Raw genomic sequence first — 18,784 nt, forward strand, 5'->3', positions numbered from 1 at the left:
CGTTCTCTCCCTCAGCCCGTCCGGCCGATCAGACCTGCATCCGCATGATTTCCTGGTACGCCGTCAGCAGCCGGTTGCGTACCTGGTTGGTCGCCTCGAAGGCGATACTGGACTTGCTCATTGCGGTCATCACCTGCGGCAGGCTGACGCTGTCGTCGCCCAGCTCGAAGCGCGTCTGCAGATCCGTAGCGGCCTGTTGGGTCTGGTTCACGCCGCGCAGCGACTCGGTCAGCACGTTCTGGAAATCCGCCCCGCCCACCCGCTGCGGTTCGCGATTGGGCTGGGCCGGGTTGGTCCCCTCGATCCCGCTGGTCTGCGTCAGCTGACGCATCTGCTGCAGGACGTTCTGAATCTGCATCTCGCTCATCTTTCCTACCCTCGGGGGTTCTCGCTATGGCGACCCGGCGGCCTGCACGGACCCCTTGTGCTCCCATGTGCGCGGCTTACCGTTTTCTTCAAAACTCCAAGCAATCCATATGCCAGCCTCGCTGGGCGTCATCCCGACGCCGGAACCGCAAAGCCGTTCTCGCGCAGGCGCGCAATCTTGTAACGCAATGTTCTGGGGCTGATTCCCAGTCGGTCCGCGGCCTCCTTGCGCCGCCCGCCGGACTCGCGCAGGACATTCAGGATCACCCGGCTCTCCTGGGTCTGCAGGGTCTGCTCCAGCATCGGCGTCGGGTTTTCGTCGCTGGCCGACCACTCGGGCGTGTTCATCCGGATCGCCTGATTGCCGGAGTCGCCCGAGCTCCAGGGTGCCAGCATGTCCGCATCCAGCCAGACCGCCTCCAGCGTCACCCGGTCGTCATCGCCTTCGTGCAACGTGATCGCGCGCTCCATCACATTGGCCAGCTCGCGGACATTGCCCGGCCAGTCGTGCTCCCGCAGTCGCCGCTGCGCCGCGGCGTCCAGTTTCCCCAGGCGCCCGCGGCTCAGCCGCCGCAGCAGGGCCTGTGCCAGTGGCACGATATCCTCCGGGCGCTCCCGCAGCGGCGGGATGCAAAGCGGGAAGACGTTCAGGCGGTAATACAGATCCTCGCGCAAGTGGCCTTCGGCCACCGCCTCGCGCAGATCGCGATTGGAGGTGGCGATCACCCGCACATCCACACGCTGTGCCTGGCGCCCGCCCAGCGGCTCTACCTCCCGCTCCTGCAGCGCCCGCAACAGCTTGGCCTGCAGGTGCACGGGGATTTCGGTCACCTCGTCCAGCAGCAGGGTCCCGCCGTGGGCCCGCTGGAACTTGCCGGGCCGGGCCTCCAGCGCACCGGTAAAGGCGCCCTTGGCATGCCCGAAGAGCATCGCCTCCAGCATGGCCTCCGGGAGCGCGGCGCAGTTGATCGCCTCGAACGGCCCGCGGCTGCGGGGGGAGCGCGCGTGCAGCTGCCGCGCCAGGACCTCCTTGCCCACCCCTGACTCGCCGGTCACGAAGACCGTGGCGGCGCTGCGCGCGATCCGCGATACAAAACGATCGATCCCCTGCATCGCAGCACTGCGGGCCACCAGCGCCGGCGCTTCGAATTCCTGCGCCGAGACCAGCAGCGGCCGCAGCCACTCGGCCAGAGCGTCCGCCATCTCCGGCAGGGCAAAGTGCGCGTCCACCCCGGCTCGCATGGCCGACAGCTCGCGTTCGCGACTGGCTTCCAGACTGATCGCGGCGACGCAGGATCGCGGTTCGGGAAGGACTTCTCCGCTCAGGGCGGGTTCACCGCCCAGCAGCACCGCTGCGGGACGGGCCCCTTCCACGGTTTGCGGCAGGTCGGCCGCTTTGCAGGCCTGCAGTCGGACTCGAGGAATCGTGGCCAGGACCCGGACCACGGCCTCGCGCAGTGCCGGTTCGGCATCCACCAACAGGATTGTGGCTCGCGACATGAACGTCTTCCCATAGAGATTCGGGGAAGGTTCAGCAAAAAACGCGCCAGCGTTACAGGTAACTGATTAATTGGGGGTTTATCCAAAACGGGAGGGCAACCCGTCAAGCATCCGTCGACCGTCGCGCGGGAATTCAGGGCTTGTGGTGACGGGATCCCGACCTCCACTACGGTCGGGGCCCGTCTGGCCGGAGGCCGGGTCAGGCCTTGCCGAGCCCGAACTTGCGCATGCGCTCCACGAGTGTGGTGCGGCGCATCCCCAGGCGACGCGCCGCGCGCGCCACCACATGCCCGGTCTCGTCCAGCGCGCGGGTGATCATGTCGCGTTCGAGATCATTGAGGAAGCTGCGCAGATCGACCCCCTCCGGCGGCAGTCCACCGGCCAGCAGGCTGGCGCCCGCCGACCCCGACTCGGTGCCGCCGGGTGTGGGAGAGGTCACGGCCAGATCCTCGATCCCTTCCGGACGGACCCGGGGAGGCAGCTGTGCCAGATCCACCGGGAGATCGGGATACATGATCGCCAGCTGTTCCAGCAGGTTGGCCAGTTCGCGGATATTGCCGGGCCAGTTGAGCTGCCCCAGGTGCGCGACCACGGCCGGCGTCAGGTGGGCCGGGCTCATGCCCTGCTCGCGCAGCCGTTCTTCCAGCGCACCGATCAGTTGCGGCATATCGCTGGTGCGTTCGCGCAGGGGCGGCAATTCGATGGGGAACACGCTGAGGCGGAAGAACAGGTCCTGGCGGAAGCTGCCATCCGCCACCGCGTCATCCAGGTTGCGATGGGTGGCGGCAATGATTCGGGCCCGCGCCGGGAGCGACTTGTTGGAACCGACACGTTCGAAGACGCGTTCCTGCAGCACGCGCAGCAGCTTCACCTGCATCGGCAGCGGCATGTCGCCGATCTCGTCCAGGAACAGCGTGCCGTCCTCGGCCAGCTCGAAACGCCCCGCGCGGGCGGTGAAGGCACCGGTGAAGGCCCCCTTCTCGTGCCCGAACAGCTCGCTCTCCAGCAAGTCTCCGGGGATCGCGCCGCAGTTCACCGCCACGAACGGCTTGTCCGCCCGGTCCGAGGCGTTGTGGATGGCGCGGGCCACCACCTCCTTGCCGGAGCCGGTCTCGCCCAGGATCAGCGCGGTGGCGTCGGTGCGGGCCACCTGGCCCACCAGGCGCTTGACCGCCTGCATGGTCGGATGCGACCCGACCAGCCCGGGCATGTCGTCGTATCCCGGCTCGCGGCCGAACCGAAGCCACTGCAGGACCTGCGAAACCCGCGCGATGGAAAGCGGGTGCTCCACCACGCAGTCCACCCCTTCGCCCTGGACCTCGCCCCCGTCGGTAGGCTGCACGACCACCGCGGCGTCTTCCGTTCGTGCATCCTGCAGCCGGGCGGACAGCTCGGCGGCGGGTCCACAAAGCCAGATCGCGGCGGGGGCGACGTTCTCGAAGGTGCCAGTGGCCGGCTGATGCTCGGCCTCGCAGCCCAGGCAGTTCAGGATCGCCCGGGTGGCATCCGTCGTGCCCGAGTCACCGCTGAGTGCAATACGCATCGCCTGTTGCTGTTCGCCCGGATCCCGCATACCGCTGTGCCCCGATGTTCGCGACCGGATGTGGCAACGGGTGACGCCCGGCCCGCATCCGATGATGTGATCGAGTTCGCAGTATCCTGTCTAATTGCGATTGCCGTCAACTTTCTGGCGTTTCTCCGCCACCTCGCGGCGGTGCAGGCGGAAGATCCAGCGCCCGATCGCCTCTTTCAGGGCCCCCTCGCCCCCCGTCCAGCGAGTCATTTGCTGGCCTCCGCGGGTTGTCGGAGTCTCGACACCCAGGACGCAGGGCTGCGGCAGCAGGCGGCTCAAATAGACCTCCACCCGCTCGCAATCCTCGGGCAGCGTGCCCGCGGGCAGCACCATGCCGTGCCCGCTGAGTACCAGCTCGACAGGGTCCGGGCGTTCCGGATGCAGCGACTCCGCCACCAGGTGCAGCAGCAGGTCCAGCTTGTGTTCCAGGCGCTGCACCTCGGGGGCACCCTCGTCCTCGTGGGGCATCGCTCCGCGCGGGTGTGCGTCGTCGAACAGGTCGAGGCTCTCGATCAGGCGCTGCGCCAGCACGGGATCCGTAACCGGGCGTTGCGACGGGCCGATCATCAGAGTCGTCGTAACCCGCAGGTCCTCCCCGAGGAATTCGTCCTTGCTGGCGTCATCCATGTCCGTACCCGCCTCGTCTGTCCGCCGACCAAATGCCTTCGTTATAGACCATCGACCCGGCGCGCTTCAGCCGACGAATGCGCGCGCATTGCGGAACAGCCGCAGCCACGGTCCGTCCTCGCCCCAGTCCGCCGGGTGCCAGCTGTGCTGCACCGTACGGAACACGCGCTCCGGGTGCGGCATCATGATCAGCGCGCGACCGTCCTCGCTGGCAAAGCCCGTGGCGCCGCCCACGGAGCCATTGGGATTCGCCGGGTATTGCGACGCCGGCGTGTCATCGGCCTCCACATAGCGCAGCGCGGCCTGGTCGTGGATCGGCGCTCCATCGGCATAGTATGTACGCCCCTCCCCGTGCGACACCGCCACCGGCAGCACCGAGCCGGCCATCCCCTCCAGCAGGATCGCCGGGCCCGGTTCGATCCGCACCTGGGACAGGCGCGCCTCGAACTGCTCGGAACGGTTGCGCACGAATCGCGGCCAGTGGCCCGCCCCCGGAATCAGCGGGGACAGGTGGGACAGCATCTGGCAGCCATTACAAACCCCCAGGGTGAAGGTCTCGGGGCGTTCGAAGAACGCCTGGAAGGCATCCCGCAGCGCCGGGTGGTTGAGGATGGTCTGCGCCCAGCCCCCACCGGCACCCAGCACATCGCCGTAGGAGAATCCACCACAGGCGGCCACGCCCTGCATCGAACCCAGATCCTGGCGACCGTCCAGCAGGTCGGTCATGTGCACGTCCACCGGGGCAAACCCCGCCCGCTCGAAGGCCGCCGCCATCTCCAGCTGCCCGTTAACCCCCTGCTCGCGCAGGATCGCGATTCGGGGGCGTTCGCCGCGCGCGATCATCGGTGCGGCCACGTCCTCGGCGGGATCGAAGGTGACCCGCGGCTGCAGGCCGCCGTCGGCGTCTACCCGGGCGAGCTCCTCGTCGGCGCACTCCGGATCGTCCCGCAGCCGCTGCATCCAAGCCGAGGTCTCCTGCCAGTGGCGCTGCAACGCCGCGCGCGTGGCGGAGAAGGCCTCCTGGTCGCCATGGCGGATCACCACGCGCTCGTCGTCGGTCCGTCGGGCCACCGGATGCAGATGCGCCTCCAGGCCAGCCTCCGCCATCGCGTCGCGCAGGGCCGATTCGGCACCGGGCGCGACCTGCACCACGGCGCCCAGCTCCTCGTTGAACAACCACGCCCCCGGCGCTTGACCCTCCGGGACCGCGATCTCCAGCCCACAGCGCCCGGCAAAGGCCATCTCCAGCAGGGTCGTGATCAGGCCACCGTCGGAGCGGTCGTGGTAGGCGCGCAGCAGGCCGTTGCGACGCAGGGTCGTAATGGCCTCGAAGAAGGCGCGCAGGCGTGCGGCATCGACCACGTCCGGCGGGGTCGCGCCGACCTGCCCGTAGGCCTGGGCCAGGGCGGAGCCGCCCAAGCGGCCATGGCCCTCCCCCAGATCGATCAGCCAGAGCCGGTCATCGGCCTCCGGGTCGGGCTGCGGCGTCAGCGTCCGGCGCGCATCGGCCACCGGGGCAAACCCGGATACGATTAGCGATACCGGCGCGTGCATGTGCCGCGCCTGCCCGTCCGCGGTCTCCCAGACCGTCCGCATGGACAGCGAATCCTTGCCGACCGGGATCGAGATGCCCAGTGCCGGGCACAGGTCCTCCGCGATCGTGCGGACGGTGTCGAACAGGTTGGCGTCCTCCCCGGGCACGCCGGCCGCGGCCATCCAGTTGGCGGACAGGCGGATCGCATGCGTACCGTCGATATCGGCTGCCGCCAGATTGGTCACGACCTCCCCGATCGCCATGCGCCCGGAGGCCGGGGCCGACAGGATCGCCAGCGGCGTGCGCTCGCCCATGGCCATCGCCTCGCCGGTATAGCCGTCGAAGTCGGTCAGCGTCACCGCGCAATCCGCCACGGGGACCTGCCACGGCCCCACCATCTGGTCGCGTGCGACGAGGCCGCCCACGCTGCGGTCCCCGATGGTGATCAGGAAGTGCTTCGCGGCCACCGACGGCATGTGCAGCACCCGTTCCAGCGCCTCGGCGAGTGGACAGGCCTCGGCATCGAACGCCGTTTCCGGCGGTAGCAGGCGCCGGTCCTCGCGCGTCATCCGCGGCGTCTTGCCCAGCAGCATGCCCATGGGCATGTCCACCGGCGGTTCGTGGAACAGGCTGTCCTCGACCTTCAGGTGGCCCTCGTCGGTCGCCCGGCCCACCACCGCGAACGGCGCGCGTTCGCGCGCGGCCAGGGTGCGGAAGGTCTCGAGATGCTCGGCGGCGATCGCCAGGACGTAGCGTTCCTGCGCCTCGTTGCACCACAGCTCCATCGGCGACAGGCCGGGCTCCGCGGTCGGCAGGTCCCGGAGCTGGATCACGCCCCCGCGCCCGGCGTCGTCGAGGATCTCCGGGATCGCGTTGGACAGCCCGCCGGCGCCCACGTCGTGGATCGACAGGATCGGGTTGCCCGCCCCCAGGGCCGTGCAGCGATCGATCACCTCCTGGCAGCGGCGCTCCATCTCCGGATTGCCGCGCTGGACCGAGGCGAAATCCAGTTGCTCGGAGCTCGCGCCACTGGCCATGGACGAGGCCGCCCCGCCGCCCAGGCCGATCAGCATGGCCGGACCGCCCAGCACCACGATCGGGGTCCCCGCTGGCACATCCTGCTTGTGCACGTGCTCGCCACGGATCGACCCGACCCCGCCGGCCAGCATGATCGGCTTGTGGTAACCGTACAGCGTCTCGCCACCCGCCGGATTCGGCAGCGCCATCTCCAGCGTACGGAAGTATCCGGCCAGCGCCGGACGGCCGAACTCGTTATTGAAGGCCGCCGCGCCAATCGGGCCATCCAGCATGATCTGGCGCGCGCTCTCGATGCGCCCGGGCCGGCCGAAGTCGCGCTCCCAGGGCTGCCCGCGGCCCGGGATCCGCAGGTTCGATACGGAGAAGCCAGTAAGCCCTGCCTTCGGCTTGGAGCCTTGCCCGGTGGCGCCCTCGTCGCGGATCTCGCCCCCGGAACCCGTCGCGGCGCCGGGGAACGGCGAGATCGCGGTCGGGTGGTTGTGGGTCTCCACCTTCATCAGGATCGGCAGATCCAGCGTTTCACGTCGGTATTCACCGGTGATCGCATCCGGCATCAGGCGCACGCCCGTGTGACCGGCGATCACCGAGGCGTTGTCGCTGTAGGCCGACAACACCCCCTCGGGATGGCGCGCATGGGTCTGGCGGATCATCCCGAACAGCGTGCGTTCGTCGGCCTCGCCATCCAGCACCCAGGCGGCATTGAAGATCTTGTGCCGGCAGTGCTCCGAGTTCGCCTGCGCGAACATCATCAGCTCGGCGTCGGTCGGAGCACGCCCCAGCGCGGAGTATCCGTCCGCCAGGTAGTCGATCTCGTCCGGGGACAGCGCCAGTCCCAGCTCCCCGTTCGCGCGCTCCAGGGCGGCGCGGGCGTCCTCGCCCAGCTCCACGCGCGCCAGCGAGCGCGGCGTCTCGCTGTGAAAGAGCTGTGCCGCGGCCGCGGGATCCTCGATCACCGCCTCGGTCATGCGGTCGTGCAGCAGCGCGGCCAGCGCCTCCAGGTCCGCGCCGGCCGCCGCGTCGCCCCCGATCTGCCAGTGAATGCCGCGCTCGATCCGTTCGACCGCGTCCTCCAGCCCGGCGTGATGGGCAATCTCGGTGGCCTTCGACGACCACGGGCTGATCGTGCCGAAGCGCGGGATCACCACCAGCTCTCGCTGCACGGCGAACTCGGGGGCCACCCAGGTCTCGCCCTCCCGCAGCAGGCGCGTGAGCACCGCCTCCTCGTCCGGCGTCAACCGCCGCCGGGTCTCCACGAAATAGACAAACCGCGCGGCCAGCGGGCCCGCGCCCGGTACGCTTGCCCGCAGCCCTGCCTCCAGAGCCCGCAGCCGAAACGGCGAGACCGCCGCGCCCCCTTCCACAACCCGCATTGCGCTTCCTCGAACCGGACGTGCCAAAAGCAGCGCATTGTACCGGACCCGCCCCCCGCGCGGGACCTGCCAGACCGATCTCACCACGGAGCCCACAGAGGGCACGGAGAAGGTCAAGGTCAAGGGCTTGTCTACAGGAAGACGGGAAGGCAGGAAGGTTTTGGGGTGTCGATGATCGCCCTGGCGGGTGCCTGTCATCCCATTAAAAATCTCCCCGTCTTCCAATCTTCCTGTAAATCGCCCTGCTCTGTATCCTCTGTGCCCTCCGTGGTGAACCCGCCCTTGCCCTTCCCCGAACGAAGAATCACATGGCCGGGGAACTTCGGATGCGCTACCATGTCCATGACAGTACTTGGGGGCGACTTGGCTTCGACGCGGGTCGCGAAACCTGAGGTGCATGCCGAGGCTGTAGTGGACCTCGTAAAAACCGCTGCAAAAAAATAGTTGCCAACGACGACAACTACGCACTCGCCGCTTAAAAACCGGTAGATGCCGTCCGACTGGAGCCGTGCTTATGCGTCCAGTATCGGGCGTCGACTCTCATAAGCTCGTGGTGAAGCGCGCCCGGCGTGGATCCATTAAAACTCAACCGGGATCGCCAGTTGCATTCCCTGCCTGTCGGGTAGCGGCTGGTTAAACTCAAAGACAGAATAAGCATGTAGAGCCGAAGGCGGAGGTCCTGCGGACGCGGGTTCGATTCCCGCCGCCTCCACCAAATTAGACCGACCAATCAAGCGCCTGCGGGCGCTTTTTTGTTTGCATTCGAGGTAGATGCATGGCCGTGTACCAGGACACCCTGACCCAGCAGACCCGCGGCCGCGGCACGCTGAACATCACCCAGGCCGTGGAGCACATCGTCCGCGCCTCCGGCATCACCACCGGCACCTGCCACGTCTTCCAGCACCACACCAGCGCCTCGCTGCTGGTCACCGAGAACGCCGATCCCGACGTCCGCCACGACCTGGAAACCCTGATCGCCCGCATGGCCCCGGACGGCGACCCCGCCTACCGCCACGACATGGAAGGCGACGACGACATGGCGGCCCACGCCCGGGCCATGCTCACGCACAACGACCTGACGCTCCCGGTCGGCCAGGGGCGGCTGATCCTCGGCACCTGGCAGGGCGTCTTCCTGTGGGAACACCGCTATGCCGCCCACACGCGCCGGCTGACCATTACCGTGCAGGGCGAATAACGCCCGACTCAGTCGCGCTGCACGTGGACCGTGATCTCCTCGCGGTCGTGGTAGAGCTGTCGCGCCTGCATCCGGTGGGCGATCCGGGCGTCCAACAGGCGCTCCTCGATATGGTCCAGGCACTGGTCCACCGTCTGCCAGCGCCGTTTCATCGGCAGCTTCAAGTTGAAGATCGCCTCGCGACACCAGCCCGCCTCCAGCCAGTCCGCCATACGCGCCGCCACGCGCCCCGGCTTGTCGACAATGTCGCAGACCAGCCAGGTCACCGGATTCGGGGGTTCCCACGAAAACGCATCCTCGCGGTGATGCTCCACCTGGGTGGTGGCCATTAACCGGTCATCCATCGGCCCGTTGTCCACCGCGTGCACGTACATCCCGCGGCGTACCAGTTGCCAGGCCCAGCCACCGGGTGCCGCCCCGAGATCCACGGCCTGCATGCCTTGCGCCAGGCGCGTGTCCCAGTCCTCCCGGGGGATGAAGGTATGCCACCCCTCTTCCAGCTTCAGGGTCGAGCGGCTGGGGGCCTCGCGCGGCGAGCGCAGGTGCAGGATGCCGCCCGGCCACTCGCTGCGCTCCCCCGGCCGGCTCACACCGAGCTGCACGCAATCGCCCGCATGCCAGAAGACATGCAACCGCTGCCCGTCCGCCTGTGCCCGCAGCACCCCGCGCTTGCGCAGTACTGCGGCCAGCGGCCGCTCGACGGCCTTGACCAGGCGGCGCAGCCCTTTCCCTTCGTTGGTATCCGGCATCTCGTGCCAGACGGAATCCACTGCCAGACCGGAGGCCTCCGCCTGCTCGATGATCGGCGTCAGCCGGTCCGCGCGATCCAGCCCCTCGAGGACCGGAAACGCCGGGAACACCTGCCGCGCGAAGATCAGCGCGGAGAACGGAAGCGCCCCCGCGAGCGCCTCGACGGAGCCATCTGCCGGCTCGAAGTGAACCGAGCCGCTGCCGGCGCGCACGCGCGCGAAGCCACCCAATCCCGCCCGCGCCGCGCGGTCGGTCAGTTCCGCCGTCAGATCCGCCTCGAACCCTGGCCGGCAGTACAGCAACAGGCCCGAGAAGCCCGGTCCGTTTGTCTCCATCTCCGGATCGCTCCCACAAAAAAGCCGCCGTGCAGGCAGTGCACGGCGGCTGCGAGACTAACCGGCCCGCTCGCGCGGGCCAAGCCAGAGGGGTCGATCAGCGATCCAGACCGGGATCGCCCTCGACGTTCTTCAGTCGCGGCAGGTAGGGCTTGCCGGGGCTGATGGTGTCGTGCTCGCGCAGGTAGTTGGCGACCACGTCCCAGACCGGGTCCGTATCCAGCGGCTCGTGGACATTCGCCCAGCCGGCGACCACGTACTTCCTGTCCGGATCCAGCGGCTCGCCGTTGATGTGCATATCACTGATGCGGCTGCCCATGGATTCATGCGGATCGATGGTGTACTCGATCCCCGAGGTCCGGACCATGTCGCCCCCCCGGTGGTGATAGGGGTTGGAGTTGAAGATCGAGTTGGCCACGTCCTCCAGCGCGTTCTTCAACTGCTCGCCGGTCATCTCGTTGCGCTGGGTCTCCGAGTAGGTGGTCGCGGTCTGCGTCATCAGCTCCTCGAAAGTGATGGGCGAGCCCGGCAGCACACTCACGCCCCAGCGGAAGCCCGGCGACAGGGCCACCTCGGCATCCATCTCCTTGATCATCGCGTCCATGATCACTTCGTCGAAGGTGCCGTTGAAGTTGCCGCGGCGATACAGCACGCCGTCGGTAACCGCCAGCTCTTCGCTCAGCTTGTCCTCGTAGGGCTCGCGAACCTTGCGGATATGCTCTTCCATCTCCGCGTCCGCCTCGATCAGGTTGGAGAACACCGGCAGCAGCGTGAACTTGTAGTCGCGGATGCCGCTGTCGGTCACATCCAGGTCCATCACGCCCACGAACTTGCCGTTGGAACCGGCGTTGGTCACCAGGGTCCGCTCGCCGCCGGCATTCTCGATCTCCATCGCCCCGGGCACGGCATCGTGGGTGTGGCCACCCAGGATCACGTCCACGTCGCGCAGGCGGCGGGCCATCTCCATGTCCGTGACCATGCCGTTGTGCGACAGGATCGCGACCACCTTGGCCCCCTTCTCGCGGCATTCGTCAACCATCCGCTGCATGTTTTCGTCGCGGATGCCGAAGCTCCAGTCGGGGAACATGTAGTCGGGGTTGGCCACCGAGGTATACGGGAAGGCCTGGCCGATCACCGCCACCGGGACCCCGTTCATCTCGCGGATGGTGTAGGGCTCGAAGACCGGGTCGCCCCAGTCGCGATCCTCGATGTTCTGCGCCAGAAACTCGATGTTGTTGGGCTTGAAGTCGTTCTCGATGACCTCCATCACCCGTTCGTCGCCAAAGGTGAACTCCCAGTGGCCGACCATGATGTCCACGCCCAGCAGCTTCTGCGCATCCACCATGTCCTGGCCGTTGGTCCACAGCGACGTGGCCGAGCCCTGCCAGGTGTCGCCTCCGTCCAGCAACAGGGAGTTCGGGCGTTCCGCTCGGAGCTTCTGGATCAGCGTGGACAGGTGGGAGAACCCGCCCAGGCGTCCGTACTTCTCGGCCGCATATTTGAAATCCATGTGCGTCACGGCGTGCGCAAGCGGCGTACCGGGCTTGATGTCGAAGTATTCCAGCAGTTCCTTCCCGGCCATCACCGGCGGCTTGCCCTGCATGTCGCCAACCCCGATGTTCACGTCCGGCTCGCGGAAGTACACCGGCTTCAGCTGCGCGTGGCAGTCCGTGTAGTGCAGCAGCGAGACATTCCCGAATTTCGGCAGGTCATACATATCCGCATCGGCCGGTCGCCAGGATCCCTTCTCGCCAGCCCAGGCATTCATCGAGAAGCCGGCGGCGCTTGCGGCCACCATGGCCTCCAGGAACTCTCGGCGTGTCAGACTCATGTCGCTCTCCTTGGTGATCTTCTGGATTTCTCGTCAAACGACGGGGCATTACCGCGGCCCCACGCAGTTCCCGACGCGCAAAACCCATTAATGTTCCGCCAGAGCCGGCCAAGCGAGCCTGCACTAACCACATTTTCCCGGACATGGGCAGGAGAAGCGCCCACCTTCGCCACCCCTTCCCGCGAGATCGCGAAACTTTGAATTCCTGAGGAATGCGTCACAGTTCGGCAGGCAATCGACACAAAAAAGCCTGCTATCCGGAGATAGCAGGCCAAGACGCGACATACACCGTCGGAAGCATCCGGCCGCCTGCACGCTGGGGGATCGTGCGCTCCTTGGCGGCCGTTGTTCGGATCCGACGGTTTCAGGCTAGTCAGCCATCCGCCGGTCTTTCTTGATCCAGATCAATAGATCCCCCAATCCGTGGACCCGGCCGTGGATCCGGCCCTGGATCCAGGCCATGCGGCATCAGCTTCAGGCCGCGTACTTGCCCTGGGCCGCCAGCCCGTTGTCGCGGGCGCGCTCGTACACGGTCTGCTGGGCCTTCTCGAAATTGGCGCCCATGTCCTTGCCCCACAGCTCCATCGCCGCCTGCTGCATGCCGCGACCATAGGAGAAGGACAGCGGCCACGGGGCCCCGCCGATGCGGTTCATCGCATCCAGGTGATTGGTGGCGTCGGCATCGCTCTGCCCACCGGAGAGGAACACGATCCCGGGCAGGATCGCCGGCACAGCGGACTCCAGGCAGCGCAGCGTCGCATGCGCGACATCCTCCACGCTGGCCTGCTCGGGGCAGTCCTTGCCCGGCAGCACCATGCTGGCCTTCAGGATGGTGCCCTCCAGCAGGACATGATGCTCGTAGAGCGCCTTGAACACCGCGCGCTGGGTCGCCTCGGTCACGCCGTAGCAGGTCTCGATGTCGTGACTGCCGTCCATCAGGACCTCCGGCTCCACGATCGGGACGATGCCCTGCTCCTGGCACAGCGCGGCATACCGCGCCAGCGCGTGCGCATTCGACTCGATGCAGGTGTCGGTGGGCATGGTGTCGCCAATCGTGATCACCGCGCGCCACTTGGCGAACCGCGCGCCCATTTTGGCGTATTCCTCCAGGCGTTCGCGCAGGCCATCCAGGCCCTCGGTCACCTTCTCGCCGGGGAACCCGGCCAGGTCCTTCGCGCCGGTATCCACCTTGATGCCCGGCAGGATGCCGGACTCGTTCATCACGTCGACGAACGGCTTGCCGTCGCGGGTCGACTGGCGGATGGTCTCGTCATACAGGATCGCGCCCGAGATGTACTCGTTGAGCTGCGGCGTGGTCAGCAGCAGTTCGCGATAGGTCCGCCGGTTCTCCTCGGTGTTCTCGACCCCGACCGCGCCGAGCCGCTTGCCGATCGTCCCGGTGGATTCATCGATGGCGATGATGCCCTTGCCGGGGGCCACCATCGCTTCGGCCGTCTCTACCAACTGATCGATCTTCATGCCAGCTCCTTGCGTTGCTGCTTGGGAATTTGAAGAGTAGTCACCCACCCCGGGTTCTTCCAACACGGGTCCTTCCAACCCGACAGGCGAAACCCCAGCACAGTTTCCCGAACAGCACGAAAGGCCGTGTTCGCGGCGCACAAAAACCGCTCAGACGTACATGCCCGCCGCGTACCCGGAGGCCCAGGCCCACTGGAAGTTGTGCCCGCCCAGATGCCCGGTCACGTCCACGACCTCGCCAATAAAATAGAGCCCCGGGATCGAGCGGCACTCCATCGTCTTCGAGGACAGGGCGGCGGTATCCACCCCGCCCAGCGTCACCTCCGCGGTGCGGTAGCCCTCGGTCCCGGACGGCCAGACCGTCCAGGGCTGACAAACCCCCGTTACCTGCTCGATATCGGCATTGCTCAGGCGCTCCAGCGGCCGGTTCTCCACCCACAGCTCGCACCAGCGCTGCGCGACCCGGCGGGTCAACTGCTCCCCCAGCACGCTCTTCAGCTCCAGTTTCGGGCGCTGCTCCCGCAGCTCGCGCAGATGGGCGGCCAGGTCCATTCCCGGGAACAGATCGATCGCCACCGGTTCCCCCTCCACCCAGTACGACGAGGCCTGGAGCACCGCCGGCCCGCTGAGTCCGCGATGCGTGAACAGCAGGTTTTCCCGAAACCCCATGCCCCCGGCGGTCGTCACCGTGTCCAGCGACACACCCGACAGCCCCTCCAGCTCCTCCAGGGGCCGCCCGCCCAGGGTGAACGGCACCAGGGCCGGCCGGGTGGGCTGGACCGCCAGGCCCAGCGAACGCGCCAGGTCCAGCCCGAAGCCGGTGGCCCCCATGCGCGGGATCGAATAGCCCCCCGTGGCGATCACCAGCGACTCGCAGGCAATCGCATCCCCGCCGGCCTGCAGCCGATGCGGCGCCCCCGTGGCCACATCCGTCACCGGTGTATCCGTGCGCACGGTCACCCCGGCCGCCGCGCACTCGTCGAGCAGCATCTGCACAATGTCCTTCGACGACCGGTCACAGAACAGCTGCCCCAGCTTCTTCTCGTGGTACGGGATGCCGTGCTTCTCCACCAGGGCGATAAAGTCCCACTGGGTGTAGCGGCTGAGCGCGGACTTCACGAAATGCGGATTCGCGGAGATGAAATTCTCCGGCTCGCAGTACATGTTGGTGAAGTTGCAGCGCCCGCCACCGGACATCAGGATCTTCTTGCCCACCCGGTTGGCGTGGTCCAGCACCAGTACCCGCCGCCCGCGCCCGCCCGCCGTCAGCGCACACATCAGCCCGGCCGCGCCGCCGCCGATCACGACCACGTCGAAGTCCACAGTTGCCCGCCCCGGTTCCGTCACCAAACGTTCCCCGAGGCCAGCGGGATGTGGCGCAGCCGCCCGCCCACGCTCAGCGCACCCACTCCTTGCGCACCACCAGGGTCTGCGCAATCAGGTCGTGCAGCGCCTGCCGGCGCCGGGTGAAGGCCACCATGATGTAGCCGATCATCAGGATCATCCCGGACAGAATGGTCGCGAAATGCCGCCCGGTCGCGCGCAGGAACGAGATCCGCTCGCCGTTGAAATCCACCACCCGCAGCCCGAACACCATCTTGCCCAGCGTGGCCTGATACCGGGAGCTGTGCATGCCCGCCCAGTACAGCCAGGCCACCAGCATATTCACCAGAAACCAGGCCACCTCCGCCGGCGGCACCGGGTCATCCGGCCCGCGAACCGCCATCGTCTCCGGGCTGATCACGGCCTGCGCGACGATTTGCGGCACCCCGATGATCACGCCATCCACCAGATAGGCCCCGACACGGACCCAGAACCCGCCATAGGCCGCGCGGTCCTCGGGCGGGCCGTCGTGCCCGCCGCCTCCGACCGCCATCGGCGCCCCGCACTGGATGCAGAACCGCGCGTCCGGCGGGTTCTGCTTGCCACACTGTCCACATTCCATGATCGCTCGCTCTCCTTTCCTTGAGTGTCTGGGCCGCTGGCCGGCCTCTACCCTCCGGCCGGCCCCTACAATAACGGCTCGACCGGAAGAATCCGGGTCACGCCGGAGACGAACCGCCGCCACAGCCCCGCCTTGGGCTCGTAACGGTGGGCATTGCCGGAGCCGTCCCGCCACACCAGGCCGCCGGTCGCATCCCGCCCCACCCGGTAGGCCACCTGCGGCCGAATCCCTTGTTGATGCAGCGCCGCGAGCCGCTCCACCAGAACCGGCTCGCGCAGGAACACGCCCGACTCGCTGTTGGTATGCGCCGAGCGCGGATCCAGATTGAACGAGCCCACAAAGGCCTCGCGGCCGTCGAACACCAGCAGCTTGGTGTGCAGGCTGGCCTGCGAGGCATCGATCCCGCGGTCGCGCTCCAGGCGCGCCCAGCGCGGCGGCCCGGTGGGGCGCAGCTCGAACAGCTCCACGCCGGCATCCAGCAAGGCGTGGCGCCGGCTCGCATACCCCGCATGGGTAAAGGCCACATCATTGGCGGCCAGCGAATTCGTCAGCACCTGGATCCGGACCCCCGCCTCGCTCATGCGCGCCAACTGGGCCGTCCCGTCGCGCCCCGGTACAAAATACGGCGACACGATCAGCAGTTCCTCTTCCACGCCCAGCAGCCGCTCGCCCAGCGCATTCGCAACCCGCGAACCCTCGCCGCGCCCGCGCGCCTTGGCCTCGTCATCCACCACGAACTCGGCCTGCGTAGTCCACACATAGGCCGCCGCATCCGCCACCGGCTGCGGCACCGGCAATCCGTTCAGGGGCTCCATCTGCATCAGGGGGTGGGTGTGGTTCTGTGCCAGCCAGGCGCGCAAGGCCCCCTGCTGCATCGCCAGCCGTTCCGGTGAGGCGTTCTCCCGCGCCAGACGCTCGACCCCGATCGCCCCCGGACTGTTCCAGAACTCCACAAACGAAAGATCGATCTCCCGGACCAGCGGCCCCACCACCACCAGGTCCAGGTCCGCGAAGTTGTAGTCCGGGCTGGCCTCGAAATACTCGTCCCCCACATTGCGCCCGCCCGTGATCGCCAGATGCCCATCCACGATCCAGGCCTTGTTGTGCATCCGGTGGTTCAGGTCGCTGCCGCGGAAGAAGAACTCCGCACTCGCGCGCAACAAGCCCTCGCGGCTGCGAAACGGGTTGAAGACCCGCACCTCGATATTCGGGTGCTGATCGATCGCGGCCAGGGTGGCGTCGCGCCCGCGCGCATCGATGTCATCCAGCAGCAGCGACACCCGCACCCCGCGATCCGCCGCCCCCAGCAGCTCGCCCATCAGCACCCGGCCCGCCGCATCGTCGCGCCAGATGTAAGACTGAACCTGAATGCGCTCGCGTGCCATGCGCACGCTCATCACGCGCCAGCGAAACGCTTCCGCCCCCTCGTCCAGCAACCGGAAGCCCGTCTTGCCCTCGTCCCGGGCCGGCGGATGCCCCTGCAGCCACGTCGCCAGCGGCCCCTCGCTCGCCGGCGGCTCCAGCCCCTGCCAGGCACGCTCCGGCGCCGGCTGCAGCGGGACACAGCCGGCCACCAGCGCCAGCAACAGCACCGCCACAAGCCAGGAAAACCAAACCGGATAACGCATCACCAAGCCATCGCCGGACGCGAAGCCCCCCCTTTCAAACCCCACGCGAGCGCTCAGCCTGCCGCCTCTACTCGGCCCTGTCGACGCGCCCGCCCGAACCCCGGACACAAAAAAAGCGAGCCGGGCGGACCCTGACTCGCTTTTTTCTACAAACTGGTAGGCGCGATTGGACTCGAACCAACGACCCCTACCATGTCAAGGTAGTGCTCTAACCAGCTGAGCTACGCGCCTGTCGTCTTCGAGCCGCGTATTGTACCGACTCCCCGCCCCCTGTCAAAGCCCATCGCAACGCATCGCCTTCCGGCTTTCCCAGGGGCAACACGGCGCCGCTGACCCGGCCGGTCTGCGCGACAAGCCGTCGCTCAGTCATACCGCCCGGCGAACTTGAACCAAGGGGCTCACCATGCACCCGAAGCGCATCACGGTATTCGGCGGCACCGGCTTTCTCGGCCGCGCCACGGTGCACGAACTGCTCGACGCCGGGCACACCGTGCGCATCGCCTCACGCCGCCCGGTACTACCCGATTCTCTGCAAAATCATCCCCGAGTGGAGCACTGCCGCGCCGACATCCGGGACGATGCCGATGTCGCCCGCGCCGTGGAAGATGCCAGGGGCGTTATCAACGCCGTCAGCCTGTACGTGGAGCAACGCAACCTGCGCTTCACCACCATCCACGTCGAAGGCGCCGCGCGCCTCGCCCGCGCCGCCCACAAGGCGGGCCTGGAGCGCGTCATCCAGATCTCGGGCATCGGCGCCGACAGCCGCTCGCCATCGTCGTACATCCGTGCCCGAGCGCAAGGCGAAGCCGCCGTCCTGCACGAATTCCCCGACGCCATCATCGTGCGCCCCAGCGTCCTCTTCGGCCCGGGCGACGCCTTCCTGCGCAACCTCGCCGGCCTCGCGCCCCTGCCGGTCATCCCCCTGTTCGGCCGCGGCACCACCCGCCTGCAACCGGTACACGTCAGCGACATCGCCCGCGCCCTCACGAGCCTGTGCGCAGACGAGCCGCCCACACACCCCATCTACGAACTCGGCGGCCCGGACATCCTCACCTACCGCCAGATCGTGGCCCTGGTCCTCACGCACCTGGGCCGCAAACGCCCCATGCTGCCCATACCATTTACCGTCTGGCACGCCCTTGCCGCCCTCGGCTCACTACTCCCCAACCCGCCCCTGACCCGCGATCAGCTCTACCTGATGCAACAGGACAACATCGCCAACCCCACCCTCGGCACCTTCGCCGACCTCGGCATCACCCCCCACTCGCTCGAACAATCCCTGCCCGACTGCCTCCCAACCCATTAACCCCACCCGAAGAAATTACCCGACCAGCCCGCCTCCCCTTGTGGGAGCCTGCTTGCAGGCGAAGCCCCTGCCAAGGTCGGACACAGTCAAAGGCTTCGCGTGCAAGCACGCTCCCACAGCACACTCCCACAATTTGTGCCCCACCACACACCGTCATCCCGCCCGCAGCCCCCCCTCGTCATCCCGGCCGCGGCGCAGCGAAGAGCCGCGATCTCCCACGCACGAACCCACCACGGCACTACACACCTAACCCCAAGAGCCGCACCCCACAGGACAACCGCAAACAGAATCGGTAAGGTCGGGCCCA

General features: G+C 67.6%; 13 protein-coding genes, 1 tRNA gene and 1 other RNA gene. 3 read left to right on the forward strand and 12 right to left on the reverse strand.

Features of this window, described 5'->3' with window-relative positions; genetic code table 11:
- Window positions 1-28: 28 nt before the first annotated feature.
- The 5 genes from fliE to purL all read right to left on the reverse strand — a co-directional run bounded on the left by fliE (window position 29) and on the right by purL (window position 8,008).
- On the reverse strand, window positions 29-367 hold the full coding sequence (gene fliE / locus D107_RS0102215) for a flagellar hook-basal body complex protein FliE (protein WP_018866244.1): 339 nt from the start codon (window positions 365-367) through the stop codon (window positions 29-31).
- A gap of 128 nt (window positions 368-495) precedes the next feature.
- Window positions 496-1,866: a sigma-54-dependent Fis family transcriptional regulator gene (locus tag D107_RS0102220; RefSeq protein ID WP_018880660.1), complete on the reverse strand. Its 1,371-nt coding sequence runs from the start codon at window positions 1,864-1,866 to the stop codon at window positions 496-498.
- A 199-nt stretch (window positions 1,867-2,065) separates the two neighbouring features.
- On the reverse strand, window positions 2,066-3,439 hold the full coding sequence (locus tag D107_RS0102225; protein WP_018880661.1) for a sigma-54-dependent Fis family transcriptional regulator: 1,374 nt from the start codon (window positions 3,437-3,439) through the stop codon (window positions 2,066-2,068).
- Window positions 3,440-3,529: 90 nt separating this feature from the next.
- Window positions 3,530-4,066 (reverse strand): PilZ domain-containing protein, encoded by a 537-nt coding sequence (locus D107_RS0102230; RefSeq protein WP_018880662.1) that lies wholly within the window; start codon window positions 4,064-4,066, stop codon window positions 3,530-3,532.
- 66 nt (window positions 4,067-4,132) lie between these two features.
- Window positions 4,133-8,008, reverse strand: coding sequence for a phosphoribosylformylglycinamidine synthase (gene purL / locus D107_RS0102235; protein WP_018880663.1), 3,876 nt, complete (start codon window positions 8,006-8,008; stop codon window positions 4,133-4,135).
- Window positions 8,009-8,362: 354 nt separating this feature from the next.
- Here purL and ssrA point away from each other — a divergent pair.
- Both ssrA and D107_RS0102240 read left to right on the forward strand, forming a co-directional pair.
- Window positions 8,363-8,723: a transfer-messenger RNA gene (gene ssrA, locus D107_RS13525) on the forward strand.
- A gap of 60 nt (window positions 8,724-8,783) precedes the next feature.
- Complete coding sequence (locus tag D107_RS0102240; protein WP_018866240.1) at window positions 8,784-9,203, forward strand: secondary thiamine-phosphate synthase enzyme YjbQ; 420 nt, start codon at window positions 8,784-8,786, stop codon at window positions 9,201-9,203.
- Window positions 9,204-9,211: 8 nt separating this feature from the next.
- On the opposite strand, the gene rlmM is transcribed toward D107_RS0102240, so the two are convergent.
- From rlmM to D107_RS0102280, 7 genes are all read right to left on the reverse strand, one after another.
- Complete coding sequence (gene rlmM / locus D107_RS0102245) at window positions 9,212-10,288, reverse strand: 23S rRNA (cytidine(2498)-2'-O)-methyltransferase RlmM (RefSeq protein ID WP_018880664.1); 1,077 nt, start codon at window positions 10,286-10,288, stop codon at window positions 9,212-9,214.
- Window positions 10,289-10,385: 97 nt separating this feature from the next.
- Entirely contained in the window at window positions 10,386-12,119 is a 1,734-nt protein-coding gene (soxB, locus tag D107_RS0102250; RefSeq protein WP_018877352.1) for a thiosulfohydrolase SoxB, read from the reverse strand.
- Between the two features lie 474 nt (window positions 12,120-12,593).
- Window positions 12,594-13,598 carry a class I fructose-bisphosphate aldolase gene (locus tag D107_RS0102260; protein ID WP_018866236.1) on the reverse strand — a complete coding sequence of 335 codons (1,005 nt, stop codon included), beginning with the start codon at window positions 13,596-13,598 and terminating at the stop codon, window positions 12,594-12,596.
- A 150-nt stretch (window positions 13,599-13,748) separates the two neighbouring features.
- Window positions 13,749-14,921 (reverse strand): NAD(P)/FAD-dependent oxidoreductase, encoded by a 1,173-nt coding sequence (locus tag D107_RS0102265; protein WP_018880665.1) that lies wholly within the window; start codon window positions 14,919-14,921, stop codon window positions 13,749-13,751.
- A gap of 73 nt (window positions 14,922-14,994) precedes the next feature.
- The gene (locus D107_RS0102270; RefSeq protein WP_018880666.1) at window positions 14,995-15,543 is read right to left on the reverse strand and encodes an RDD family protein; all 549 of its coding nucleotides are present in this window, start codon (window positions 15,541-15,543) and stop codon (window positions 14,995-14,997) included.
- A gap of 65 nt (window positions 15,544-15,608) precedes the next feature.
- The gene (locus D107_RS0102275) at window positions 15,609-17,171 is read right to left on the reverse strand and encodes a phospholipase D family protein (RefSeq protein WP_018880667.1); all 1,563 of its coding nucleotides are present in this window, start codon (window positions 17,169-17,171) and stop codon (window positions 15,609-15,611) included.
- Window positions 17,172-17,325: 154 nt separating this feature from the next.
- Window positions 17,326-17,402 (reverse strand) — tRNA-Val (locus tag D107_RS0102280).
- A gap of 172 nt (window positions 17,403-17,574) precedes the next feature.
- On the opposite strand from D107_RS0102280, the gene D107_RS0102285 reads away from it, so the two are divergent.
- Window positions 17,575-18,477, forward strand: a complete 903-nt coding sequence (locus D107_RS0102285; protein ID WP_018880668.1) for a complex I NDUFA9 subunit family protein — start codon at window positions 17,575-17,577, stop codon at window positions 18,475-18,477.
- The last annotated feature ends 307 nt before the right edge of the window (window positions 18,478-18,784 follow it).

Origin of the sequence: Thioalkalivibrio sp. ALE30 (assembly GCF_000377465.1) — a bacterium.
In the GTDB taxonomy this organism is placed as follows: domain Bacteria; phylum Pseudomonadota; class Gammaproteobacteria; order Ectothiorhodospirales; family Ectothiorhodospiraceae; genus Thioalkalivibrio.

Bases quoted from the DNA above. Each gene is read 5' to 3' on its own strand.
- D107_RS0102225 (WP_018880661.1), bottom strand. From the start codon at position 3,439: ATGCGGGATCCGGGCGAACAGCAACAGGCGATGCGTATTGCACTCAGC.
- fliE (WP_018866244.1), bottom strand. From the start codon at position 367: ATGAGCGAGATGCAGATTCAGAACGTCCTGCAGCAGATGCGTCAGCTG.
- purL (WP_018880663.1), bottom strand. From the start codon at position 8,008: ATGCGGGTTGTGGAAGGGGGCGCGGCGGTCTCGCCGTTTCGGCTGCGG.
- soxB (WP_018877352.1), bottom strand. From the start codon at position 12,119: ATGAGTCTGACACGCCGAGAGTTCCTGGAGGCCATGGTGGCCGCAAGC.
- D107_RS0102285 (WP_018880668.1), top strand. From the start codon at position 17,575: ATGCACCCGAAGCGCATCACGGTATTCGGCGGCACCGGCTTTCTCGGC.
- D107_RS0102220 (WP_018880660.1), bottom strand. From the start codon at position 1,866: ATGTCGCGAGCCACAATCCTGTTGGTGGATGCCGAACCGGCACTGCGC.
- D107_RS0102260 (WP_018866236.1), bottom strand. From the start codon at position 13,598: ATGAAGATCGATCAGTTGGTAGAGACGGCCGAAGCGATGGTGGCCCCC.
- D107_RS0102240 (WP_018866240.1), top strand. From the start codon at position 8,784: ATGGCCGTGTACCAGGACACCCTGACCCAGCAGACCCGCGGCCGCGGC.
- rlmM (WP_018880664.1), bottom strand. From the start codon at position 10,288: ATGGAGACAAACGGACCGGGCTTCTCGGGCCTGTTGCTGTACTGCCGG.
- D107_RS0102270 (WP_018880666.1), bottom strand. From the start codon at position 15,543: ATGGAATGTGGACAGTGTGGCAAGCAGAACCCGCCGGACGCGCGGTTC.
- D107_RS0102230 (WP_018880662.1), bottom strand. From the start codon at position 4,066: ATGGATGACGCCAGCAAGGACGAATTCCTCGGGGAGGACCTGCGGGTT.
- D107_RS0102275 (WP_018880667.1), bottom strand. From the start codon at position 17,171: ATGCGTTATCCGGTTTGGTTTTCCTGGCTTGTGGCGGTGCTGTTGCTG.